Origin of the sequence: Nocardia sp. NPDC004151, from assembly GCF_042874235.1 — a bacterium.
In the GTDB taxonomy this organism is placed as follows: Bacteria; Actinomycetota; Actinomycetes; order Mycobacteriales; family Mycobacteriaceae; genus Nocardia.
Window position 1 is genome coordinate 1 of sequence record NZ_JBIAMR010000012.1, and the last position, 23,768, is coordinate 23,768.

Annotated in this window: 22 protein-coding genes and 1 riboswitch; of the genes, 8 read left to right on the forward strand and 14 right to left on the reverse strand. The window is 68.7% G+C overall.

Annotated elements, in window-relative coordinates; genetic code table 11:
- From ACFYTS_RS24880 to ACFYTS_RS24910, 7 genes are all read right to left on the reverse strand, one after another.
- A partial coding sequence (locus tag ACFYTS_RS24880; RefSeq protein WP_387307507.1) for a (Fe-S)-binding protein occupies positions 1-1,583 on the reverse strand: 1,583 nt, incomplete at its 3' end.
- 99 nt (positions 1,584-1,682) lie between these two features.
- Positions 1,683-2,771: a type 2 isopentenyl-diphosphate Delta-isomerase gene (gene fni / locus ACFYTS_RS24885; RefSeq protein WP_387307509.1), complete on the reverse strand. Its 1,089-nt coding sequence runs from the start codon at positions 2,769-2,771 to the stop codon at positions 1,683-1,685.
- Entirely contained in the window at positions 2,768-3,880 is a 1,113-nt protein-coding gene (locus tag ACFYTS_RS24890; protein ID WP_387307511.1) for a phosphomevalonate kinase, read from the reverse strand. Before ACFYTS_RS24890 ends, fni begins: the two co-directional genes overlap by 4 nt.
- Positions 3,877-4,878, reverse strand: coding sequence for a diphosphomevalonate decarboxylase (gene mvaD, locus ACFYTS_RS24895; RefSeq protein WP_357287257.1), 1,002 nt, complete (start codon positions 4,876-4,878; stop codon positions 3,877-3,879). Before mvaD ends, ACFYTS_RS24890 begins: the two co-directional genes overlap by 4 nt.
- Entirely contained in the window at positions 4,875-5,801 is a 927-nt protein-coding gene (mvk, locus tag ACFYTS_RS24900) for a mevalonate kinase (RefSeq protein ID WP_387307513.1), read from the reverse strand. Before mvk ends, mvaD begins: the two co-directional genes overlap by 4 nt.
- A 2-nt stretch (positions 5,802-5,803) precedes the next feature.
- The gene (locus ACFYTS_RS24905) at positions 5,804-6,988 is read right to left on the reverse strand and encodes a hydroxymethylglutaryl-CoA synthase (RefSeq protein ID WP_387307515.1); all 1,185 of its coding nucleotides are present in this window, start codon (positions 6,986-6,988) and stop codon (positions 5,804-5,806) included.
- 1 nt (position 6,989) lies between these two features.
- Positions 6,990-8,033, reverse strand: a complete 1,044-nt coding sequence (locus tag ACFYTS_RS24910) for a hydroxymethylglutaryl-CoA reductase (protein ID WP_357287264.1) — start codon at positions 8,031-8,033, stop codon at positions 6,990-6,992.
- A gap of 467 nt (positions 8,034-8,500) precedes the next feature.
- Here ACFYTS_RS24910 and ACFYTS_RS24915 point away from each other — a divergent pair, with 467 nt between their 5' ends.
- Genes ACFYTS_RS24915 through hypF form a run of 4 tightly spaced genes read left to right on the forward strand, consistent with a single transcriptional unit; the run spans position 8,501 to position 13,415 of the window.
- A complete protein-coding gene (locus ACFYTS_RS24915) occupies positions 8,501-9,484 on the forward strand; it encodes a ParB/RepB/Spo0J family partition protein (protein ID WP_357287267.1) in 984 nt (327 codons plus the stop codon).
- A complete protein-coding gene (locus ACFYTS_RS24920; RefSeq protein WP_387307517.1) occupies positions 9,415-10,074 on the forward strand; it encodes a cysteine hydrolase in 660 nt (219 codons plus the stop codon). The genes ACFYTS_RS24915 and ACFYTS_RS24920 overlap by 70 nt, the downstream gene beginning before the upstream one ends.
- On the forward strand, positions 10,071-11,087 hold the full coding sequence (gene hypE, locus ACFYTS_RS24925; protein WP_387307519.1) for a hydrogenase expression/formation protein HypE: 1,017 nt from the start codon (positions 10,071-10,073) through the stop codon (positions 11,085-11,087). Before ACFYTS_RS24920 ends, hypE begins: the two co-directional genes overlap by 4 nt.
- A gap of 6 nt (positions 11,088-11,093) precedes the next feature.
- Positions 11,094-13,415: a carbamoyltransferase HypF gene (gene hypF / locus ACFYTS_RS24930; RefSeq protein ID WP_387307521.1), complete on the forward strand. Its 2,322-nt coding sequence runs from the start codon at positions 11,094-11,096 to the stop codon at positions 13,413-13,415.
- A gap of 21 nt (positions 13,416-13,436) precedes the next feature.
- Here hypF and ACFYTS_RS24935 read toward each other — a convergent pair whose 3' ends face one another.
- From ACFYTS_RS24935 to bioB, 3 genes are all read right to left on the reverse strand, one after another.
- On the reverse strand, positions 13,437-14,147 hold the full coding sequence (locus tag ACFYTS_RS24935) for a DUF2567 domain-containing protein (RefSeq protein WP_357287279.1): 711 nt from the start codon (positions 14,145-14,147) through the stop codon (positions 13,437-13,439).
- On the reverse strand, positions 14,147-14,362 hold the full coding sequence (locus ACFYTS_RS24940; protein WP_213561023.1) for a hypothetical protein: 216 nt from the start codon (positions 14,360-14,362) through the stop codon (positions 14,147-14,149). Before ACFYTS_RS24940 ends, ACFYTS_RS24935 begins: the two co-directional genes overlap by 1 nt.
- Before the next feature lie 141 nt (positions 14,363-14,503).
- A complete protein-coding gene (gene bioB, locus ACFYTS_RS24945) occupies positions 14,504-15,541 on the reverse strand; it encodes a biotin synthase BioB (RefSeq protein ID WP_357095183.1) in 1,038 nt (345 codons plus the stop codon).
- Between the two features lie 110 nt (positions 15,542-15,651).
- Between bioB and ACFYTS_RS24950 the strand changes: the two genes are divergently transcribed.
- From ACFYTS_RS24950 to ACFYTS_RS24965, 4 genes are all read left to right on the forward strand, one after another.
- Positions 15,652-16,236, forward strand: a complete 585-nt coding sequence (locus tag ACFYTS_RS24950) for a TetR/AcrR family transcriptional regulator C-terminal domain-containing protein (protein ID WP_357095181.1) — start codon at positions 15,652-15,654, stop codon at positions 16,234-16,236.
- 83 nt (positions 16,237-16,319) lie between these two features.
- Positions 16,320-16,452: riboswitch (cobalamin riboswitch) on the forward strand.
- Between the two features lie 33 nt (positions 16,453-16,485).
- Positions 16,486-17,517: a FecCD family ABC transporter permease gene (locus ACFYTS_RS24955; RefSeq protein ID WP_387307524.1), complete on the forward strand. Its 1,032-nt coding sequence runs from the start codon at positions 16,486-16,488 to the stop codon at positions 17,515-17,517.
- 161 nt (positions 17,518-17,678) lie between these two features.
- On the forward strand, positions 17,679-18,488 hold the full coding sequence (locus tag ACFYTS_RS24960; protein ID WP_387307526.1) for an ABC transporter ATP-binding protein: 810 nt from the start codon (positions 17,679-17,681) through the stop codon (positions 18,486-18,488).
- A gap of 134 nt (positions 18,489-18,622) precedes the next feature.
- Positions 18,623-19,615 (forward strand): ABC transporter substrate-binding protein, encoded by a 993-nt coding sequence (locus ACFYTS_RS24965; RefSeq protein WP_387307774.1) that lies wholly within the window; start codon positions 18,623-18,625, stop codon positions 19,613-19,615.
- A 77-nt stretch (positions 19,616-19,692) separates the two neighbouring features.
- Here ACFYTS_RS24965 and ACFYTS_RS24970 read toward each other — a convergent pair whose 3' ends face one another.
- From ACFYTS_RS24970 to ACFYTS_RS24985, 4 genes are all read right to left on the reverse strand, one after another.
- A complete protein-coding gene (locus ACFYTS_RS24970) occupies positions 19,693-20,844 on the reverse strand; it encodes an alpha/beta fold hydrolase (protein WP_387307528.1) in 1,152 nt (383 codons plus the stop codon).
- Positions 20,845-20,939: 95 nt separating this feature from the next.
- On the reverse strand, positions 20,940-21,407 hold the full coding sequence (locus tag ACFYTS_RS24975; protein WP_357287296.1) for an SRPBCC family protein: 468 nt from the start codon (positions 21,405-21,407) through the stop codon (positions 20,940-20,942).
- A 31-nt stretch (positions 21,408-21,438) separates the two neighbouring features.
- Positions 21,439-22,893, reverse strand: a complete 1,455-nt coding sequence (locus ACFYTS_RS24980) for a sensor histidine kinase (RefSeq protein WP_387307530.1) — start codon at positions 22,891-22,893, stop codon at positions 21,439-21,441.
- Positions 22,890-23,570, reverse strand: coding sequence for a response regulator transcription factor (locus tag ACFYTS_RS24985; protein WP_387307532.1), 681 nt, complete (start codon positions 23,568-23,570; stop codon positions 22,890-22,892). Before ACFYTS_RS24985 ends, ACFYTS_RS24980 begins: the two co-directional genes overlap by 4 nt.
- Positions 23,571-23,768: the final 198 nt, after the last annotated feature.

The window sequence follows — 23,768 nt, forward strand, 5'->3', positions numbered from 1 at the left end:
GAGTTCAGCAACTCGATGTTCTGCATCGCCAGCTGCTGGAACAGGAACTCGTTGCCCGCACGGCGAGCCGAGTCACCGGTGCAGGTCTCCTCCTGGCCGAGCACCATGAACTTGGTGCCCGCGGTCGCCAGCAACTCCGCGACAGCCTTGGTGGTCTTCTTCGCGCGGTCCTCATACGCGCCCGCGCAACCCACCCAGAACAGGTACTCGTAACCGTCGAAGCTGTCGGCGTCCTTACCGAAGACCGGAACCTCGAAGTCGACCTCGGAGATCCAGTTCAGGCGGTCCTTGGCGTTCTGACCCCACGGGTTGCCCTTGTTCTCCAGGTTCTTGAACAGACCCGCCAGCTCGGAGGGGAACTCCGACTCGATCAGCACCTGGTAGCGGCGCATATCGATGATGTGGTCGACATGCTCGATATCCACCGGGCACTGCTCCACACACGCGCCACACGTGGTGCACGACCACAACACCTCGGGATCGATGATGCCGTTGACGTCCTCACCACCGACCAGCGGACGCTCCGCCTCCGCACGCGCCGCCTCGGAAACCTTGGCCTTGTCACCGGCCAGCAGGTACGGGGCCTTGGCATAACCGTGGTCGCGCAGCGACATGATCAACAGCTTCGGCGAGAGCGGCTTGCCCGTGTTCCAGGCCGGGCACTGCGACTGGCAGCGGCCACACTCGGTACAGGTGGTGACGTCGAGGATGTCCTTCCAGGAGAAGTCCTCGAACTTGCCGACACCGAAGGTGTCGTTGTCCGGATCGGCGGTCTCCATCTCGATCGGCTTGCCCTTGGACATCATGGGCTTGGCCGCACCGAGGGCGACGTCGCCGTCGGCCTCACGCTTGAAATAGATATTGAAGAACGCCGCGAACCGATGCCACGCCACACCCCAGTCGATATTGCGGCTGACCACGACCACCCACACCAGCGCCGCCATCAGCTTGCAGAACGCGAAGACCGAGACCGCCCCGGCGCTCGACGGCAGCATCCTGGCGATATTCATGCTGACGAAGTCGCTGGCGGCGTGCGATTCCCCGGTGTAGCTGATGACGAACGCCTTGACGCCGACCATGCTGATGCCCTCGGCGACCACGATGAACTCGACGAAATACGCCGCCAGGAAGTTCGAGCCGGAGAACCGGGACAGCCGCTCGGGCCGGCGCGGGTGGTTCAACTGCCGAATGATCACCAGCGTCAGCCCGCCGACGATGGTCCCGAGGCCGAGCAGCTCGTCGAGGAGGTGGTAGGCGAGGGTGTCACCGACCCACGGCCACGTGAACGTGGGGCTGAAGATCTGCCCCTGCGCCTGGAAGACCGTGACGAACCCGATCAGGAAGCCGACCATGACGAGCCAGTGCGCCCACCCGACGGTCCGGAACTTCACCATGCGCGTGTGCGCGGCGAATTCCTTGACCATGGTGGCGAATCGCGGCAGGAACGGCCCGAACCGGTCGGGGGCCGGCTGCCCCAGCCGGATGGTGCGCACCATCTTGCGTATCGCCAAGACAAACCCAGCCCACGCTGGGACACCGATCAGTACGGAGATGATGCCCAGCGTTATTTGCAGGGGGCTCATGCAGTGGCCTTTCACTTACGAAGGGACGCAATGTCGTTCGTCGGTCGACGCACCATAACACGCTCTAAGTTACTCGCGGGTAACAACACGCGATTACCGCTACTCGCGAGTAGGCCGACTGCGCCGCGCGTAGGCGGCCGGGTCGATACCGCGCAGTCTGCAAAGCTCGGCGAGCCCACCGGTCAACAGCACGTCCGCATTCGCCAGTGCGCGCACGGTTTCCGCGCCTAGCACCACCATGAGCTGCCGGATCTGAGCGATCCACGCGTCGATGGCTTCGATCAGCGCGTCGATGCCCGCCGCCTCGAGGATCGACAGGAAGTGTCCCGAGACCCCCACCGCCCGCGCGCCGAGCGCCAGGGCGCGGACGACGTCGAGCGGAGTTCGCACCCCGCCGGAGGCGAGCACTGTGACCCCGCGCAGCGCGGCCACTTCGGCCCCATCGACCAGGCACGCCGGGGTGGACAGGCCCCAGTCGGCGAGCAGGCCGAAGTCGGCTCGACGCCTCCTGGCGTTCTCGATGAGCGCGAAATTCGTTCCGCCGTTGCCTGATACGTCAACGATCCGCACGCCGAGGTCTGCCAGTTGCGTGACCGTATCGGCGCTGATCCCGAATCCGACCTCCTTCACGATCACCGGAACGCCGAGTGATTCGGTGAGGCGGGCGATATTGCGCGGCCAGGCCGAGAAGTCCCGATCCCCCTCGGGCATCACGATCTCCTGGATCGCGTTGACGTGCACCTGGAGTGCGTCGGCCCGCAACAGCTCCACGGCGCGTGCCGCCATCTCCGGTGTGGCATTGGCATTGACATTGGCGATGACGTAGCCGTCCGGATTCTGCTCGCGCAGCACGCGATAGGTCCCGGCCACCGAGCTGTCCGCCAGATACGCGCTCATCGAGCCCGACGCGATCGCCAGGCCGGTCTCCCGCGCGGCGATCGCCAGCCCGCGATTCACCTCGCCGGTACGGGCGCTGCCGCCAGTCATGGCGTTGATGTACAGCGGCACCGGCCACGTCGCGCCGCCCACCTCGGTGGCCAGCGAGACGGCCTGCTCCGCGGTGCCCCGCACGGCGTGGTGAACGAAGGCGACATCCTCGAACGGGGAGGGGCGCTGCCCGGCCAACGACTCCCGATGCTGCGCGACGGCCAGGCGGACATGATCGTCCTTGCGGGTGGCATAGCTCATCTGATGCTCTCTTTCCTCTCGGGTACCCGGAGATTCAGCGGTTCGATTCCGCCGGCTCGCCACCGTTGCCGCAGGGCCGGCGCTCGGGCGGGATCGATCAGGGCGATCCCGCAGTCGCCGCCGCCCGCACCGGAGCTCTTCGCCACCGCGCCGAGTTCCTCGGCCAGACACCGCAATCGAGACAGTTCGCGGCTTTCGATGGCCACGCCGGAGGCGGCGGCCAGATCGCGGAGCAATCGTCCCGCCGCGCTCAGCGCGAGTTCGATCGCGCGATCGTCTCCCGCTCGGCACGCCGTCGCGAGTTGTTCGACACACCGATCGCTGGCGGCGACGAACTGCCGATACACCGAACCATGCTGTCGGGCGGCTTGTTTCATCGCCGCGACCAGGGCGCTCGAACTCGCCGGTCGTCCGACCCAGCCCACCTGCAGCGACAGTTCCCGGGGCGACGGCAATGACCGTGCTGCCAGGTGTTTCCACGGTTGCCGCAGCAGCGCCCCGAGGTCGAGGTCGCGCCGCGCCAGTGCGCTGATCAGTGCCGCGCGATCCGGGGTCCGGTAGTACACCCAGCCGCCCCGCGCCGAGGCTGCGACATCGCCTCCGGAGCAGTGCGGATCTATCGAAAAGACTGACAGCAGAGCCAGTTTCAGTTCGGTGCTGGCATCCAACGGCAACCCGTAGGCCCGGGCGGCGGCCCGCACGGCCGCGACGGTCACCGCCCCGGAGGAGCCCAGCCCATATTTGCGTCCGGTCTCGGCATCGTCCAGCTGGGAATCGATTTCCAGGGCGAAGGCGACCGGCCCCTGCCCCGACCCGGCGGCGTAGCGATCGACCATGGCCAAGGCTGCCAGTACATGGGACAGCCCAGCCGCATCGGCTTCCGCCGCCGAGACAGGCTCGAAACCCGCTCCCCGGTGGACGAATTCGATGGAACGTCCCCGGGCATGATCGGTGGTGATCGTCCGGACCGCCGGGCCGATCGACCGCGTCGGAGTCAGGCGCACACGCACATAGCGATCGACGGCGGTCAGCACCGCCGCGCTGCCCGGCTCCAGGACCGCGTATTCGCCCGCGATGTACAGCTTGCCGGGAACGGCGACCGTGATCATCGATGTCCGCTGCCGGAGAGGGCGGCGCCCGGCCCGGCGGTGGTGACCACGACCCGCTCCGCTCCCCCGGCCACCTCGGCGACGGCGGCCGCCACGGCGGCACTGTCGCGGGAATCGCACAGCACCTTCACGTTCGGACCCGCGTCCATCGTGGCCCACGCGCCGATCCCCGCGGCACGCAACTCCAGCACCCGGTCCAGCACCCGGAATGTGCCGGGGGCGAAATACCGCACGGCCGGCCGAGCGCCCAGCATGGTCGCATGCATCCCGAGGGCGTTCGCCTCGGCGATTTCCCCGACGGTCGCCAGGTCGCCCTCGCTCAGCGCCCTCCGCATGCGATCCAGGTCCCGGGCGGATTCCTCCACCCACGGCGGGTAGAACGGCGAGGTGGCGACGGTCCGCCGCATGGCTTCCCTGCTGGGAACCGCCTTTTCGCGGGTGTCGACCAGCGCGACCACCAGCGCCGGGTTCAGCAGCGGCGCGTCGATCGGCTCGGCGAAACTGCTCAGATCACCGGACTCGCCGTCACCCGCACCGCGCCACCACACCGCGAAGCCGCCGAAGATCGATCGCGACGCACTGCCGGACCCGCGCCGCGCGAGCCGGGACAGCGCGCAAGGATCGGGATCCAGCCCGTAGGCGGTCGCGGCGGCCAGCGCCAGTGCGGCGAAACCCGCCGCGGAGGAGGCCAACCCGGCTCCGGTCGGCACCGTGTTCACGGTATCCACCGCGGTATGCCGACGGTCGCGCGACAGCTCACGCACCAGATCCAGAAACCGCGAGACCCGCTGCGCGAACGCCTCGGGCGCCGGCGCTCCGGCGAATGTCACCCGGTCGGCGGCGAGGTCCGGCCCCACCGTGACCGTGGTCGTGGTGGGGAATTCCCGCAGGGTCAGCGACACGCTGGTGGTCATGGGCAGGTGCAGGACCTCGTCTCGCTTGCCCCAGTACTTGATCAAGGCGATGTTCGGATGCGCGACCGCTGCCACAGAATTCATGCGCGCACCGGTCTCAGCGGAACCTCGAAACACCGATGCGCGCCCGCGGCGAGCAGTGCCGCGCGGGTAGCCGGAGCATCGGTGGTCAGTGCGATGACGCAGCCGCCGAGTCCGCCGCCCGAGAGTTTCGCGCCCAGCGCGCCCCCGGCCGGTGCGGCGGCCACCAGGTCGTCCACGGCCGGACAGCTGACGCCCAACCGCACCAGAATCCGTTGTGTCGCGGTCATGGCACGGCCCAGCTCGGCCAAGCGCCCGAGTCGCAGATCCTCGGCAGCACCGAGGGTGAGGTTCCCGGCCTGCTCGAGCAACTCCGCACCCACCGCGCCGAGCTCGCGGAGTCGCCCGCGCACGGTCGCCACCGCCTGCCGAGTACTCCCGGCTATCCCGGTATCGGCCACCACCAGGACCGCGCGATCGGCGCTGTCCGCCACCGGAAGTGACCTCGCCACCCCGTCCTGGAACCACAGCGGCCCGCCCGCGCCGATCACCGTGCGCGCGTCGACACCGCTGGCGTTTCCGTGCGCCAACGTCTCCGACTCCTGAATCAGCGCGAAAAGGGTTTCGCCGGAGAGCTTCCGATCCCACAGATCGGCCACCGCCGCGATGACGGCCGCGGCGACGGCCGCGCTGGAACCCAATCCGCGCTCGCTGGGGATATCGCTGTCCACGGCGACGGCCAGTCCGTCCTCCGGAACCCCGAGATGCGCGCAGACCGCCGCCATCGCCTGCCGCGACACCGCCGTGTCGCCCAGCCGCGCGGCCGTTCCCCTGGAGCGATAGGCCGTGGCCCTGACCCCGATCTGCGGCACCGGCAGCGAGATCGCCGGACGGCCGTACAGCACCACGTGTTCACCGAGCAGAATCAGTTTGGCGGCCGCCCGGCCCTTGCCGAGCGTGCCGCAATCCGAGGGTTTCGCATCCATCCTCATGCCTGAATCGGGTGACATGCCTCGTACATTCGCGAATGCTCGGTGACGGCTCGCAAACGGAACCCTCCCGCGCCGTCCACCTCCAGCACCGTCGACGAACCGTCTTCGGGCAATTCGAAATCCCTTATCGCACGATACCTTTCGTAGGAGATCGACTCCCGTCGCGCGATGGCGTCCTGATTGGACGAGGTCCGCAGCCGCTGCCGGTATCCCGGCACCATAGACAATCCGAAGAACTCCGCGACACATCCCGATCCGTAACTCAGCATCCCGACCGAGCGGCCACTCAAATCCTCGGCGTGGTCGAGCAACGACAACAGGGCCACATACAGCGAGGCCGTATAGCTGTTGCCGATCAGGCGGTTGTAGCTGGTGGTGTGTGCGAGATCCGCGTCCAGCCGAGCCATATGGGCGTCGATACCGTGGATCTCGAGCAGCCGCGCGTGGGCCTTGTAGGCCATTTTCGTGAAGGGCTGGTGATAGCAGAAGGCCGCGAAATCCTCGATCGCACGACCGCCACGGGCCTCGTAGTCCTTCCACGCCTGTTCCGCCGCTTCGAGATACAACGAGACCGACAGCTTGCCGTCGACCATCGGTGTCGAACGGTAATTCGGCCGCCAGAAATCCTGCACATTGGCGGTGTACAGGCCCGAGGTGGGTTCCAGGACGGCGACGGCCGGATCCGCCGACACCAGCATGGCGACGGCGGCCGCACCCTGCGTGGCCTCGCCCGCGGAATCGACATCGTATTTCGCGATATCGCTGGCGAGCACCAATACCCGGTGCTCGGGGTCGCGATGTACGAGCCCGGCCGCGAACTGCAGCGCCGAGGTGCCGCCGTAACACGCCTGCTTCAATTCCACCGCCCGGGTCGAGGACGACAATCCCAGCAGATCCTGCACGTAGACCGCGGCCGCTTTGGACTGGTCGATCCCGGTTTCGGTGGCGAGCAGGACGGTGCGAATGTCCCCCGCGTCGTGCTCGGCGATGATCTGCTTCGCCGCCGCGGCGGCCATGGTGACGATGTCCTCGTCCGTCGCCGGTACGGTCTGCGTGGTCTGCCCCAGGCCGACGGTGTACTTGCCGGGATCGACGCCGTGTTGCTCCGCCAGGTCCTCGAGGCCCAGCGCGTAATGCCCGGTCGCCAAGGCGATATCGTGAATTCCGACGGTCAACGCCACGTCAATTCCCTCCATCCGATGGTGAGCGTTCGAAATTCAGATGTGTCCGCATCAATTCCCCCGAGTTCGTCTGGGCCGCCATCAGCGACAGTTCGCCGCACAGGACCGCCGCCGCGGTCACCACGGCGAGACGCCGGGAGTTCTCCCCCGTCGGACGGTCGTCACGGCATCCCAGCCTGGCCAGATTCGCGGCGGCGAAATCGAGACCCTTTCCGTTGCCGACGGTTCCGACGATGAGGTTCGGCAGCGTGCACGAGAAATAGAGATCACCGTCACGGTTCTCGGCGTGCGTGATGCCCTGCGAGCCTTCGACGATATTCGCCGCGTCCTGGCCGGTGGCCAGGTAGACGGCCAGCAACATGTTCGCGTAATGCGCGTTCGCGGAACGGATTCCGCCCGCCAGGTTCGTTCCGATCAGGTTCTTCCGGACATTGAGCGCCGCCACCCGCCGCGCGGTCGTATGCAGATCGTTCTCCACCACGGCACGAGGGATCAGCAACTCGGTCACCACGTTCTTCCCGCGGCCCAGGATGCCGTTGACCGCGGACGCCTTCTTGTCGGTGCAGAAGTTCCCCGACACGGATTCGTAGCGCAGGCCCGGGAACATTCGCACGACGTACGCGAGGAGGGCATCGGCGGCCAGGGTCGCCATATTGTGGCCGGACGCGTCGCCGGTGGAGAACTCGAATCGCAGGAACAGCAGATTGCCGGCGATCTGGTGGCGGACCTCCAGCAGTTCGGCGTAGCGGCTGCATTCGGACACGATCCGGCGCAGCTCACCCATCGAGTCCGCGAGACTGCGCGCCGCCGCCAGCGCGGTGCCGGCGTCGTCGGCCTCGAGCAGCACCGACCGGGTCATCCGCTCGTCGACGAGCGTGGCCACGATGCCGCGCGCGCAGCGCCTGGTGATCTTGGCGCCGCGCGCCACCGATGGCCACAGTGGCGATTCGTATGTGGCCAACGGGATTTCGACCGGCTCGTCCACCACATTACCGGTGATCTTGACCGGCCCCACCCATCGGAGCGGGACGATTGCCGCGTCCATTTCACCCACTGTCGAAAATAGAAGGTCCCGAACAAGACGATCGGGTGAGCTGTCAGCCGACGAGCAAATCTCTGTGATTGCGATTTACATGTACCGCAACCGAAGTCGGCCACGGTATTACCGCACATGTCGATCGTCACGACAAGGGCCGAACGCGAGTTGCCGATCTCACCGGGAGAGACGCCGTGGGTGTGAGCCGTCACAATTGCGTGAACGCTCACCCCGTGCCGGGCGGTCACCTGCGGCAATGCATCGAATCACGGTGTGCAACTGCGGCTTTCACACAGTTGCACAGCCCCGGGACGGGCGCCGCCGGGCGCGAATCGGCACCGCCTGGCATGGTAGAGGGCGGGGGGACGATCACAACGGCTGTGTTCGCAATCCCGAGCACCCTTGCCGGAATGATGCACCTGCGGTAATTTTCGATCAGGCCCAGGGGCACAACGCATTTGGAGCATTTCTAGAACGTGAATCGCGTCAAGACATCCCTAGAGATTGTATCGCTGGTCACCGCAGGATCCCCCAGATCCGAGGGTGAGGATCATTCCCACATCGAACGGTTGGTCGAGGCCGAATGGCCGTTGCCGCCAATTCTCGTTCATCGGCCCACAATGCGGGTTATCGACGGATTTCACCGCACCTCCGCCGCGCGACTGAAGGGATTCACACATATTGATGCATATCTGGTGGACGGTTCCGAGGAACTCGCATTCATAGTCGGGGTCCGCGAGAACACAACCCACGGCCTGCCACTGTCACTCACCGATCGGCGGACCGCCGCGGAACGGATCATGCGGACGCATCCGCATTGGTCGGATCGTTCGATCGCGACCACCGCGGGACTGTCGGCGAAGACCGTCGCATCGATCCGGGGCCGCATCCACGACGATTCACGGTCCAGCCATCGCCTGGGCAGCGACGGCCGCCTGCGACCGGTCGACACCAAGTCGGCGCGGCGGACCGCCGCCGAGCTGATCATGGCCCGGCCCGACGCCTCCCTGCGCAGCATCGCCCAAGAGGTCGGGTTGTCCCCCTCGACCGTTCGAGATGTGCGCACCCGACTCAAACGCGGGGAGGACCCCCTCCTCCACACGAATGACAACCGTAGTCTCACTGCACCATCCGAGCCGGAGAGCAAACTCTCGGACACTCTCGATCGGCTCAACTCCCCGCTCAATCCCGAGAGGCCCGCCGATCTCGGCGCCCTGCTGGGCGTGTTGTCAAGGGACCCCGCACTACGTATGAGTGCCAGCGGCCGCGACCTCCTGCGGTGGATGCATCAGCGCGCGGTGAAGAGCAGCGATCTCGAGCAGATCGCCGACGCCATTCTCCCCCATACACGGGACCACATCATCGAATTCGCGTACCAATGCGCGGTCAATTGGTCGAATATCGCACGGGATCTGCAAGGTCGCTCGGACGCAGCGCAGAACAACGAATCACTGGAGTAATCGAAATGTCAAAGATCGCCATTCTCACGAGCGGCATGCAGTACGACATCGTCGGAAAGAATCCGGAGCGTCAGGCTGCCATAGCCGCGGCGACTCCCCATGTGACGGGATTCTTGTCCGCCATGCGGAAACGCGGTTACCCCGTCTTCCACCTGCAGCTTCTCAACGAGCCCGACGATCCCCTCGCCGAGCGGTACGACGGGCGCATCCCCGCGCTTCGAGGCACGGAGGGCGCCGATGTGATTCGCGAGTTCCTCGACTCCGACGACATCATTCAGGAGCGGAGCAAGGACAGCGGTTTCTACGAGACCGATCTGCACGAGCGACTCCAGGCGATCGGGGTCGAGACCCTGATTCTCATCGGCCTGCAAACCCAGATCTGTATTCAGACGACGGCGGCCGACGCGTTCTTTCGCGGATACATCGTCGGGGTGCCGAGCGACTGCGTTTTCTCCGCCGTCGAAGCCGACCGGCTGCGGGCGCTCGAATGGCTCGAGGGGTACTGCGCCACCGTTGCCGATTCCGAGGAGATCATTCGGACGCTGGATGAGAACGGCGGACTGCCCCGGAAGGAAACCAAGACACCGTGACTCTCGCGACCCAGCAGATTCAACTCGACCACGGCACGGGTGCGACCTTGTCGGGCGAACTCGTGGCATTCATCGCGGAAACGTTGGGCGACGTCTACATCGGCGAGATGGAGGACAGCGCCGTCCTCCCCGTCGAGGGCAGCCGGATCGCGATGACCACGGACAGTTTCGTGGTCGATCCGCCGTTCTTCGGCAATGGCGATATCGGGAAGATCGCGGTCTGCGGGACCGTCAACGATCTCGCGGTCTCGGGGGCCACCGCGCGCTATCTCACGCTCGGATTGATCCTCGAGACGGGACTGCCGTTCGATCGCCTGTTCCGCGTGCTGACCTCCATTCGGGAGACCGCGCGCGAAGCCGGCGTGCAGATCGTGTGCGGCGATACCAAGGTGGTGCGCGCCGGGGAAGCGGATCAGCTGTACCTCAACACCAGCGGGGTCGGCTTCTTCGCTCGCGAGCCCCTGCGGATGGACTCCGTGCGCCCCGGGGACGCGGTCATCCTGTCCGGCCCGATCGGTAATCACACCGTCCATCTGCTGTCGATTCGGGAAGGTCTGGGCTTCGAAAGCCGGGTCCTCAGCGACTGCGCGCCGCTCAACACCATGATCGACCGATTGTTCGCCACCGTGCCCGCCGGGTCGATTCACTCGATGCGCGATGTCACCCGGGGCGGACTCTCCGCGGTGCTGCACGAGTACGCGGGCAAGCTGGACAAGGCCATCGTGGTCGAGGCTCCGGCCCTGCCCATCCAGCACGAGACCGCGATGGCGGCGGACATGCTGGGGATCAATCCGCTGCACTGCGCCAACGAGGGTTGCGTGGCGATCTTCATCGATCCCGCGACGACCGATGCGGTCCTGGCCGCACTGCACGGGCACGAGTACGGACGGCACGCCGTGGCGATCGGTGAAGTGACTGCGCGAGAGGGCGCTTCGGTGCTGCTGCGGGATGCCGCGGGTCGCGAATCGGCGCTCCAACCGCTGCTCGGCGCAGAGCTGCCCCGGTTGTGCTGAGTCGTCATGACCGAACAAGCAACCTGGCAGATCAGGGTCACCGGTGTCGTTCAGGGCGTGGGCTATCGCCCGTTCGTCTACAAGCTCGCCCGCGAACGGCAACTGGCCGGATGGGTTCGCAATGATCCCGAGGGCGTGCTCATAGAGGCGAGCGGATTCGAGTCCGTGCTGCGGGTGTTCAGCGAGGAATTGGCGAGCAAGGCTCCGGAACTGGCGAGGGTCGACAGCGTGGTCACCCTCGGCAGGTCGGCCGGACGGTCGGAGGCCACCGGCTTCGACATCGTGCACAGCGAGCACACCGGGGCGAAAGCGGCTCTGGTACCGGCCGATACGCACGTGTGCGCCGACTGCCTGGCCGAGCTGCGCGATCCGGCCGACCACCGCTATCGCTACCCGTTCATCAACTGCACGAACTGCGGTCCCCGGTATTCGATCATTCGCGCACTGCCCTACGACCGGTCGCAGACCACGATGCACTCCTTCGTCATGTGCGAGCGATGCGACCGCGAGTATCGGGATCCCATGAGCCGGCGCTTCCACGCTCAGCCCAATGCCTGCGCGGAGTGCGGACCTCGCCTGTTCCTCGCCGACCGGCATGGGACGGTCATCGAGGGCGAGGATGCATTGCGCGGATGCGCAAGGGAATTGACGGCGGGACGGGTCGCGGCGATCAAGAGCGTCGGCGGTTTCCACCTCGCCGTGGATGCGCGCAACGCCGAGTCGGTGGCCTTGCTGCGCGAGCGTAAGCGCAGGGATTCGAAACCCTTCGCCGTCATGGTCCGGGATCTGGCCACCGCTCATCGGATCGTGGAGTTGTCCGCGGCCGAGGAAGCGGTGCTGAGCTCGCCCGCACGGCCGATTCTGCTCGCGCGCAAGCGTTCCGGCGCGGTGCCCGAGAACGTCGCCCCGAGGAACCCGAATCTGGGTCTGATGCTGCCCTCGGCGCCGCATCATCACCTGCTCCTGGACGAATCAGGCCTGGACACGGTGGTCATGACGAGCGGGAACCTCTCCGGCTATCCGATCGCGTATCGCAACCAGGACGCCCTCGGACAGCTCTTCGAGATCGCCGATGTGATCCTCTACCACGACCGTGAAATCGAGATCAGGGTCGACGATTCCGTGGTCCGGTTGTCCGCGCATCCCGAGTTGGACGGCCCCCTGCTGACGTTCCTGCGCAGGGCGCGCGGTTACGCGCCGTACCCGGTGGAGGTCGGGCGGCCGCTGACGCCACTGGTCGCCTACGGCGCCGAACTCAAGACGACGGTGGCCCTGTCCGCCGGTTCCCGGGTCTTCCTCAGCCAGCACATCGGCGACCTGAAGAACGACGAAACCTTTGCCTCGCACCGCAAGACGGCGGCGCACCTGGCATCGCTCTACGATCTGCGGCCCGCCGCAGGCGTTTACGACATGCACCCGCAGTTCCGCACCAGCAGTTCCCACGAAGGCATCGGTGAGCCGGGCGATCCCGTGTTCGTCCAGCACCATCATGCCCATATGGCCGCGTGTATGGCGGAGAATCGGCTCACCGGGCAGGCCATCGGTGTGGTGTTCGACGGGGCCGGCTACGGCACCGACGGCGCCATCTGGGGCGGGGAATTCCTGGTGGGCGGTTTCGACAAGGTCGAGCGGGCAACCCATCTGCGGCGTCTGGCACTGATCGGCGGCGACCGCGCGGTCCACGAACCGATCCGGACCGCGGTATCGGTCGCCTTGGACACGTTCGGCGATATCGATACCGCCGTCAAGGCCTTCCCGGCGCTCGGCGGGCTCGAGCAGGAGCGTCGGCAGGTGTATTCGACAATGTGGGCGCGAGGCATCAACTCCCCCGAAGTGTCGAGCATGGGCCGACTCTTCGACGGAGTGGCCGCCCTGCTGGATATCTGCGCATACGCCGAGTACGAAGCCCAGGGCCCGATCGAGTTGGAGGGCCTGCTCGAGCGTAACCTCGACATGGCCGATGGATACGAATTCGACTACACCGCAACCGAAGTCGACTTCAGACATGTCATCCGCGCCATCGCCGAAGACCTCGCCGCCGACCTACCCCTCCCCGAGATCAGCCGCCGATTCCACTCGAGTGTCGTCACCATGGTCCGCCGCCGGTGCCACGACATCTCCCGCCGAACCGGCATCCGCCGGGTAGTGCTCTCCGGCGGCGTCTTCCTCAACGAATTCCTCCAGATCAACTGCCTGACAACGCTCACCCTCGACGACTTCGAGGTCCACACCCACCGCCAGGTCCCCCCGAACGACGGCGGTCTGGCCCTGGGCCAACTGCTGGTCGCCGACTACCAGCACACCACCGGAAACGGCCGCCCGGGGTAATTCAGGCACCGCAGTACGTGGTCAGCGGGGGGCGTCGGGTTCGGGGGCTTCGAAGGGGACGACCGGGCCGCGGGGCGCGAGGGGCTGGGGCGCAGCGGAATTGCCGGGGTACGGGCCGTAGAGGATGGCGGAACCGTATGGGGGCGGGGCGATGACGGCCGGCTCGGGACGCGGGCCGCCGAAGGGTAGATATTCGCCGGTGCCCAGATCGTCGGAGGTGCTCAAGGCGGCCAGCAGGAGGATCACGACGGCGGCGGCGAGCGGCTGGGCGATGAGGGCTGCCCAACCCTCCACGGAGGGAGCGAATTCCACGATGGTGTGAATGGGCGGGTGGGTCGGGCGGACGTGACGCTGTTCGGCCACCGCCTCGCCGACCACCTTGGTGAGGAACGCGCCGACCGCGGAACCGAGGATGATGCCGGTCAACAGGACCGGGCCCCGCACCCGCCGCCAGCGCCAGGCCGCGACCGTGCCGAGCACGCCGAGCACGATGCCGATCAGCACGTAGATGGCGAGCGCGTCGAACCGGTGCAGGCTCTCACCGGTCAGGGCGGTGCCGCGGTCGGGTTCGACCACCAGCAGTTGTTCCGCCGGAGCGAGATACGCCCAGGCCACCCCGGCCAGGGCGCTCACCGCGGCGAGCGCGGCACACACCGCCGCCGCCGCACGCACTTCCCGCATCAATACCTCGACGCGTAGTCCGCCCGGCTCGGCGGCGAATGTGGCTGCCACTAGCGGTGTTCCAGGCTCGTGGAGTCGAGCACCCCGTGGCGCGAGCACTTGGCCCACCAGCCGTCGGGGCTGACCTGCACGATCATGCGGCGACCGCATTGTTCACAGAAGCGCGGCGGCTCCAGGCCCAGGGCCGCAGCGGGGGGTACCGGATCGTCCAGCCCCGGCACGACTCGCTTGCCCGTGAAAGGGTTGTAGCGCTCCTCGATGTCCACGACCACCTCGATGGATCCTTCGCGTATCGAACTCGGCGGGTAGATCAGGTCCAGGGGACAGTCGGCCCCCGTACCCCTACCGTACGAGACGGGTTCGGGGCCTATGCCCCGAACCCCCTTTTTTATCTCAGTGGTTTTCGCTCAGAGGGTTTCGTTGAGCGCCTTGATCGGCATCTTCAGCTCGCCGAGCAGATCGATGTCGGACTCGGCCGGGCGACCCAGGGTGGTCAGGTAGTTGCCGACGATGACGGCGTTGATGCCGCCCAGGATGCCCTGCTTGGCGCCCAGGTCGCCGAGGGTGATCTCGCGGCCGCCGGCGAAACGCAGGATGGTGCGCGGCATGGCGAGGCGGAAGGCGGCGACGGCGCGCAGCGCGTCGGCGGCCGGGAGCACCTCGAGGTCACCGAAGGGGGTGCCCGGGCGCGGGTTGAGGAAGTTCAGCGGCACCTCGTCGGGCTCCAGCGAGGCCAGGTCGGCCGCGAATTCCGCACGCTGCTCCAGGGATTCGCCCATGCCGAGGATGCCGCCGCAGCAGACCTCCATACCGGCCTCGCGCACCATGCGCAGGGTCTCCCAGCGCTCGTCGTAGGTGTGGGTGGTGACCACGTTCGGGAAGTGCGAGCGCGCGGTCTCCAGGTTGTGGTTGTAGCGGTGCACGCCCATGGCGGCCAGCTGGTCCACCTGCTCCTGGTTCAGCATGCCCAGCGAGCAGGCGACCTGGATGTCGACCTCGTTGCGGATGGCCTCGACGCCGGCGGCGACCTGCGCCATCAGGCGCTCGTCCGGACCGCGCACCGCGGCCACGATGCAGAACTCGGTGGCGCCGGTCTTGGCGGTCTGCTTGGCCGCCTCCACCAGCGAGGGGATGTCGAGCCAGGCGGCGCGCACGGGCGACTGGAAAAGGCCGGACTGCGAACAGAAGTGGCAGTCCTCGGGGCAACCACCGGTCTTGAGCGAGATGATGCCCTCGACCTCGACCTCGGGGCCGCACCACTTCATGCGGACGTCGTGCGCCAGGCCGAGCAGCTCCTCGAGCCGCTCGTCGCCGAGCCGCAGGACCGCGAGGGTCTGCTCCTGGGTCAGGCCGACGCCGCGCTCGAGCACCTGCTCGCGAGCGATGGCGAGGATGTCATCGCCTGCGTTGGTACCGGCTTCGGTGGTGACGGCTACCTGGGTCATGTCCGCGGGAATCCCTTCGTCCGGCCGCGTGGCCGAGCAACTTGAACGGTGTTCAGGGTAGGCTAGCAGCCCGGAACGTGAGCCGGAACACGAGAGGGTCGGAATCTTCAGTGCAACTCCATCGCACGGACGTGGTCGACGGGGCCATCGCCATCCTCGACCAGTACGGGCTGGCGGATCTCACCATGCGCCGCCTGGCCACCTCGCTGCACGTCCAACCCGGTGCGCTGTACTGGCACTTCCCCAACAAACAGGCGCTGCTCGGCGCGGTCGCCGACCGCATTCTCGCGCCCATGGACGAACCGGTCCGGGCCGAGGAATGGTCCAAGCAGATGACCGAACTCGCGCACCGGCTGCGCGAGAGCCTGCTCGCCTACCGCGACGGGGCCGAACTGGTCTCGGCCACCTACGCGTCCCGCCTCACCACCAGCAAGGGCCGGGAACGACTGGCCAGCGCCGCGATTCGCGCGGGCATGACGCGCGAGGAGGCCGAACTGGCCGCCTACACGCTGCTGTACTACGTGCTCGGGCAGACGGTGGACGAGCAGTCGCGCATCCAGATGGATTCCGCGGGCGCGCTCACCGAGGAGAACTCGCCGCTGTACGACATGCCCGACGCCACCGCGCGATTCGACTTCGGGTTGCAGCTGTTCGTGAGCGGTGTGCGACATCTGCTCGGTTCGCGAATCCGCTGATCCGCGCGAACGACCGCGAATCGAGCTCCGGCACGGGCTGATCGGGGCCGGACATCGGGATCTACCGACCAGTCGGAACCTGCGAAGATTCCGGACGGTAGGGTTCCCCTCGTCGATAGGCGGGTGCGGGAATCCGGTGGGAATCCGGAGCGGTCGCGCCACTGTGAGCACCGGATCCCGGTGCGAGTCAGACCTCCCCCGCCGCGCAACACTCTGGAGAGGCCGCGTCATGCCCGAGGAGCTACCGCGATGAGCCGCGCGCGGACCTCGCTTGCCCTGCCCGTCATGGGGGCGCTGCTGGTCGTGGCCATGATCGTCGCGACGGGCTTCGGCGCGGAGACGATCCCGGTGCGCGAGGTGCTCGCGGTCCTGCGCGACCGGCTGACCGGCACCGCGCACGCCGATCTGGGGCTCGACACCATCGTGTGGCAATTGCGGGTGCCGCGAACCGTTCTCGCCGCCATCGTCGGCGCGGGCCTGGCGGTCGCCGGGGCGGCCATGCAGACCCTGGTCCGCAACCCCCTCGCCGACCCCTACCTGCTGGGCGTCTCCTCCGGCGCGGGCGTCGGCGCGGCGGCGGTCATCACCTCCGGGGTGTTCGCCGGAGCCGGACTCTGGGCGCTCTCGGCGGGCGCGCTCGCCGGGGCCTTCGCCGCCGCGGCCGCGGTCTTTCTCATCGCCCTGGCCCAAGGCGGCCTCACGCCACTGCGGCTCGTGCTCACCGGCACGGTGCTGGGCTCGGCCTTCGCCGCCTTCAGCAGCTATCTGATCTTCCGCAGCAGTGACCCGTCCGCCGCCCAGTCGGTGCTGTTCTGGCTGCTGGGCAGTCTCTCCGGCGCGGACTGGACCCGAATCCTGTTGCCCGGCTGCGTGGTCGCGGCCTGCCTGACGGCCCTGCTGCTCGCCGCCAACTGGCTCGACGCGCTGAACCTGGGCCCGGACACGGCCGCGTCCATCGGAGTTCCGGTGCGCGAGTTGCGGATCGCCCTCTTCGTCCTGCTCGCGGTCCTGGTCGGAGTCCTGGTGGCGGTCTCCGGCGGCATCGGCTTCGTCGGCCTGGTGGTCCCGCACGCCGCCCGCCTGCTGGTCGGGCCGCGCCACCGCGTCCTGCTGCCCGCGAGCGCCCTGTGCGGCGCCACCTTCCTGGTCGTCGCCGACGCCGCCACCCGAGTCCTGGTCCGCCCCACCGAGATCCCGGTCGGCGTCCTCACCGGACTCATCGGAGCCCCCGCCTTCCTGCTCCTCATGGGCCGCCGCACCTACCGATTCGGCACCGCATGAGGCCCGGCCACCCGCACGACGCCGCTCCGGAGACCTCCGAGGCCATCGCCGCAGCGGACCACCGCGACGCGCTCACGACGAGCGGGCCGAGCAGCCGCGACCTCCCGGCCCCGAATGGCCTGGCGCCACGACGGCGCCGGCGCGGGTGGCGGAACAGCGCGATGCGGCGACACCACAGGGCCGCGGAGAGCCCCGGCGCGCTCCAGGTGGCAGCGCTGGCCTGCGGGGCGGGGCGCCGCACGGTTGTCACGGACGTCGACTTCACGGTGTCACCGGGCGAAACGGTGGGAATCGTCGGACCGAACGGTGCGGGAAAGACCACCCTGTTGCGAACGCTGGCGGGTTTGATCACGCCCGCCGCGGGCGAGGTCACGGTGAATGGCCGTCCGGTGCACCAGGTTTCGGCGCGGGAGCGGGCGCGGCTGGTGGGTCTGGTCGGGCAGGACGAAGCGCCGCCCACCGATCTGCTGGTCGGTGAGCTGGTGGCACTGGGCCGGACGCCGTATCTGCCGCCGTGGGGGGCGGGCGGCCCAGGCGAACGGGCAGCCGTCGAACGGGCATTGCGCCAGGTGGATCTGGCCGGGTTCGAGGGCCGCGCGGTGCGGCGGTTGTCGGGCGGGGAACGGCAGCGGGTGCTGCTGGCGCGGGCGCTGGCCCAGGACACGCCGGTGCTGCTGCTGGACGAGCCGACCAATCATCTGGACATCACCCATCAGCTCGAATTGCTGGCGCTGACCAGGGAATTGGCGCGGACCGTGGTGATGAGCCTGCACGATCTCACCCTCGCGGACCGGTTCTGCGATCGGGTGCTGGTGCTGGACGCGGGCCGGGCGCGCCCCCTGGAACCTCCCGGCGCGGCGCTGCGCCCCGAAGTACTCGCCGAGGTGTTCGGCGTCCTGGCGCGCCGGGTGCCCGACCCGGACTCGGGCGGCACGCACCTCGTGATCACCGGACGAAAGGCGAACTCGTGAACAAGATCCCGGCACGCACCATCCGGACCGACGCGGCACGCGCGGCGGGACGGGTTCGTCACGACGGGGCGGGCGGCGGCCGGCGCGGGACCTCCGCGGCCGCCGTCGCCCGCGGCGCCCGGCGAGCGCTCGCGGTGGCGGCAGTCACCGGGGTGCTCGGCGCGTGCGGGTCACCGCAGGCCGCGACCGGCAATCTGACAGTGCGCAATTGCGGCGTGGACCAGAAGTTTCCGTCGCCCGCGCAGCGGATGTTCGTCAATGACGGGAATCTGATCTCGATGGTTCTGGCGCTGGGGGCGGCGGAGCAGACGGTCGCGGTGTCGAGCCTGAAGCGGGACGCCGACACGCTGCGCAAGCATTACGGGGACGGAGTGGACCGGCTGAATTCGGTTGCGCCGGACTATCCCTCGCGGGAGACGGTGCTCGCGCAGCGACCGGACATGATGGTGGCGGGCTGGAACTACGGGTACTCGGAGTCGGCGAATCTGACGCCGGAATCGTTGCGGGCGGCCGGGGTCGCGCCGTACGTGCTCACCGAGAGCTGCCGCCGGCCCGGTGGCGAGCGGGGCGTGGTGGACGCCTGGACCGCGCTGCGCACGGATCTGACCGCGCTGGGCGCGATCACCGGGCGCGCGGACCAGGCGGCGCGGGTCACCGGGGATCTGGATCGCCGACTGTCGTCGCTGCTGGCCGCGCCGCAGCCGGAGCGGCGGCCGACGGTGTTCCTGTTCGACAGCGCCTCCGACACCGTCTTCTCCAGCGGGCAATACGGTGCGCCGCAGGCGATCCTGGAGGCGGCGGGCGCGCGCAACGCTCTCGCGGATGTGGCCGACACCTGGACGGCGGTGTCGTGGGAGCGGCTGGCGGCGGCCGACCCGGACGCCATCGTGTTCGTCGACTATCCGCCGCAGACCTTCCAGCAGAAGGTGGATCTGCTGCGCGGCAAGCCGGGCATCCAGAATCTGCGGGCGGTCACACAGGGCCGGTTCCTGAACCTGCCGTACGCGCTGTGGACCAGCGGGCCGTTGAACATCGACGCCGCCGAGCAGGTGCGGGCGCAGCTGGAACGCTGGAACCTGGTGCCCGCTTCGGGGATTCGTCCGGCCGCCGACGACGCGGTGCGCTAGGCGGGCCGCACCGAGCGCCGAGCGGGCCACACCGAGCGCTGAGCGGTCCGCGCCGAGCCACCGGCCCGGACCCCCGTTCAGTGGCCGACCGCGGCGGCTCCGGACTGGTCCCGCCACAACTGCCGCATGAACGGCACCACCTGCTGTTCGATGACGGTGTTGTATTCCTGTGGCCGCTCGATCGGGTTGGCGTGCCCGGTGGTTCGAGTGGTCACCACCAGCAAGGTCCCGCGCACCCCGCCGACCCGGTCGATGAGCACCTGGTGCGAGTACTCGACGTCCACCACCGGATCGTCGTACGGGTCGTGCGGCCGGATGAACACGATGGCCGGGCGAGGTTTGCCCGCCGCGGGTTTGGCCAGCGCCCGCAGGTCGTCGACCGCACCGCCCGCCACGATGGCCTTGAACTGCGCCTCGATCAGCCCGTTGCTGGCGGCGTCGGTATTGAGGATCTTGGACCGCAGCACGTCGTCGACCGCGCGCCGGAACTCGCCGCCGCGGATCACGTAGCGCCCGCCGACGAAACGGTCATGGCGCGCATACACTTCCACGACCAGCCGCAGCATCCGTCTCTCCCGCGCCCCGGGCACCCAGCCCATCCAGCGCAGCATCTCCTCGCCCTGGTCGCGGCTCTCGGGCCGCACCGCGTTCAGATCCACCGGCGTGCAGTCCAGGATCACCGCCCGCACCCGGGCGCCTCCGCTGTCCTCGTGCAGGTGCTTGGCGATCTCGAGCGCGATGACCCCGCCCATGCTGTGACCGGCCAGCACCACGTTCGGCACCTTGGCGGCGTCGGTGACCTTCACGATGAGATCCGCGATCACCTTGGTGTCGATACCGGTGTTGTCGTAGCGGACCGCCCACACCGATCCCAGCCTCGACAGTGACGGCAGCGCCCGCGCGGTGTCCCCGGCGTCGAGCACGCCCAGCCCGACCAGATCGAAGACGGCGGTGTCGGTGGCCTGTAGTTCCGCGGGCGCGGCGATGGGCAGCACCGACGGTTCGGTGCGGGCCAGCCGATCCTGTTCGGGCAGCACGTCCAGGCCGATGTACTCGACGAACGCGCCCAGCGCGACCAGCGGAACCAGGCCCAGCCGCAGGGCCAGCAGCCGGGCCCGGCGGAAGCGTCCCCAGCGCGCGCCGAGCCGGGTGGATCGCAGCCGGGCGCGCCGTCGCCGATCGTCGTAGTCGGCGGCGCCGGACGGATGCGGGAACCCCGGCAGGGCCATCAATCCACTGTACGAATTTCCGGCTCGTCATCCAGGCTTGTGCTGGGTGTCATCTGCTGAACCGCAGGCTTCACCTGCGCGTGCCGCGGCGTGGATCAGTGTCCCTCGGCGCGTTCGGCGAGGGCGGCGAGATTGTGCAGCGCCGTGCGGAAGCCGACCTCGTTGTCCTCCGGGGACAGCCCCGGCGGCAGATTGTCGTGCCGGGCGGTGACGCGGGTGCCGCCGGGCGCGTCGTCGAGGGTGTAGGTGACCGTCATCTCGCCGGTCAGTTCCGGGTTGTCGGTCTCGAACTCGATGGTCTGCACCACCTCGCGGTCGGGGACGACGCGGGCGAAGACCCCGTGGAAGGTGTCGGTGTGCGGGCTCGTCTTGCCGGCCTCGGTGGGCAGGTCGTAGGTCAGCGAGATGCGGAACCGCCCGCCGACGCGGGCATCGAATTCGTGGACGCGGCTGGTCATTCCGTCGGGCACCATCCAGGTCCGCACCGAATGCGCGTCCAGGAGGGCGCGGAAAACGCTGGGACGCGGAGCACCGACGAACTTCTCGACTCGAGTGGAAGGCACGGGCGCCACCCTACGCCCGATGTGACCAAGATCACGACAGCCCCGGCGCATCGGTGCCCGCGTCGTCCGGCGCGACCGGCAGGGTGAGGGCGGCCAGGGTGCCGCCGCCGGGCGCGGGAACCAGTGTCACCGAACCGGAATGGACCGCGGCCACCCACTGCACCAGTGACAGTCCGATGCCGTGCCGCCCGCCCGCGCCGACCGCGCCGCGCCGGAACGGGTCGGTGAGCGCCGGATCCAGCCCGCGCCCGTGATCGCGCACGGTCACCTGCCCCGCAGCGACCCGGACCCGCACCGGCGGGCCGCCGTGCACCAGCGCGTTGTCGACGAGATTGCGCACGGCCAGAGCCAGCAACTCCGGGTCCGCCCACACCGCGGTGGGTTCGGTGCTCAGCTCGATCTCGCCGCCGCAGTCGGCGACCACGCCCTCCACCAGCTGATCCAGGAACAGCCGCTGCCGATCCATTTCGCCCGCACCGGTTTCCGCGCGGGTGCGGGCCAGCAGCCCGGCGACCATGCGGCCCATGCGATCGGTGAGCGAGCGCGCGTCGGTGACGGCGCGGCGGGCGTCGGCCGGATCCCGCAGCGCGGCGTCGAGATAGAGACGCAGGGTTGCGAGGGGCGTGCGCAATTCGTGCGACGCCTCCGACAGGAACCGTTCCTGCTCGTCGAGCATCCGCACCGCCGGGCGCATGCTCACCCCCGACAGCAGGTGCCCGGCCAGCGCCGCGAGCGCCACCAGGGCGAGTCCGCCGCTCCACAACGCCACCACCAGCCTGCGGTGATCGCGGGAGCCGGGCTCCGGATCACCGCCCGCGACGACGATGGCCCCGACGGTGGCGTCGGTGTCCCAGGCTGGAGCCACCGCCAGCCGCACCGGCTGTCCGTCGCGATCGGTGGTGGTGTGCCACTGCGTCGCCTCGGCGTCGGCGGCCCGCCGCGCCAATCCGGTCAGCTCCCCGGGCAACCCGGATCGCTTGTGCACGAACAGTTCCCGCCAGCTGTCGTCGGGCTGCCGGACCAGGATCGTGACGGCATTGACGCCCCCTACCAGATCCTCGTCCCCGCGCACCGTCTCCAGATCGACGCTGCCGTCCTCGTTCCAGTACACCTCCCGCACCACACCGGTCACGACCCGATCGACCCCGGCGTCGAGGTCGTGTTCGCGGGAGTGCGCGTCGATGGAGGCCGCGATCGACGCGAGTACGACCAGGCACAGCGCGGTCAATGCGGTGAACAGCCCGGTCAGCAGCCAGCGGGTCCGCCGCAACCGGCCCGGCGAGGTCGGTGTTCCCGGCCCGCGCCGAAACCGCCCGAGCAGCCCCAGCGACCGCCCGGAGCTTTCCGCCGTCCCCGGGCCGTGCCCCATCCGCCCGCGCGCGCTCGGCGGCGTCGCGCCCCCTGGACCGGAATCCTGGTGGAGCGCGGCGAATTCGGCGATCATGCGCCGCTCACGCCAGGACGCGAGTCGCCGCCGGATGGTCACGGCGCGATCGTGAAACCGGCGCCGCGCACGGTTTCGATGAGCGGTGGTGCGCCGAGTTTGCGGCGCAGCTGGGCGATCACGACATCGACGACGTTGGAGGCCGGCTCGGCCATTTCGTCCCAGCAGCATTCGATGAGTTCGGTGCGGGTGACCACCGATCCGGCGCGGGCGGCGAGCAGTTCGAGCACACCGAATTCCTTGGGCGTCAAGGTGAGCAGCGTGCCCGCGCGGTGGACGCGGCGGCGCGGGCGATCCACGATCAGGGTGCCGACGACGGTGCGGGTCGACGCGGGCAGTTCGCGGCGGCGGCACAGCGCGCCCACGCGGGCGGCGAGCTCGTCCATGGCGAAAGGCTTCACGACGTAGTCGTCCGCGCCGTGGGCGAACCCGTCGAGCCGGTCGGCGAGCGCGTCGCGGGCGGTGAGCATGACGACCGGGGTGCGCCGCCCGGCCTCGCGTTGCGCGCGCACCAGGTCTAGCCCGTCCCCGTCGGGCAGTCCCCGGTCGATGACCAGGCAGTCGTAGCTGTTGACCTCGATCTTCAGGTCGGCGTCGGCGTAGTCGCGGGCCAGATCCACCGCGAATCCCGCCGCCCGCAGGCCCCCGGCGACCTCGTCGCCCAGGTTGCCGTCGTCCTCGACCACGAGTACCCGCACCTGCGTAATTACAGCATCCATACCGGTCATCCGGCCATGACCGACAGCCTCGGCAACGGAAGTACGGGGCAGCACCTGCTCGCCACATGCGGGCCGGCCAACCACCACCCAAGGCCGCCGTCCACGCCTGCGGCGGTGCGCCCCGGTCAGCGACCGACCCCTACCGGACGCCCCGCGGCCTTGTCCCCCGGACATCCCCGCGACCTTCGCGAGGGCCCC